Below are 245 nucleotides of genomic sequence, written 5' to 3' on the forward strand. Positions count from 1 at the left end.
CATCCTGCTTTAAGTCCGGATGGCAAAAGATTGTATTTTTCATCTGATATGCCAGGTACTCTAGGTATGTCTGACCTTTGGTATGTAGACATTTTAGAAAATGGCACCTATGGTACACCAGTTAACCTAGGCCCTGAAATAAATACAGAAGGAAGAGAATCTTTTCCTTTTGTAAGCGATAAAAACAACCTTTATTTCTCTAGTGATGGTCGGTCGGGTTTAGGAGGTTATGATGTTTTTGTTTC

1 pseudogene is annotated in these 245 nt (G+C 38.4%); it reads left to right on the forward strand.

Annotated elements, in window-relative coordinates:
* A pseudogene (locus G3A46_RS14225) lies at positions 1–245 on the forward strand (PD40 domain-containing protein); the annotation flags it as partial.

It is taken from the genome of Aequorivita sp. KMM 9714, from assembly GCF_011065475.1.
GTDB lineage: Bacteria > Bacteroidota > Bacteroidia > Flavobacteriales > Flavobacteriaceae > Aequorivita > Aequorivita sinensis.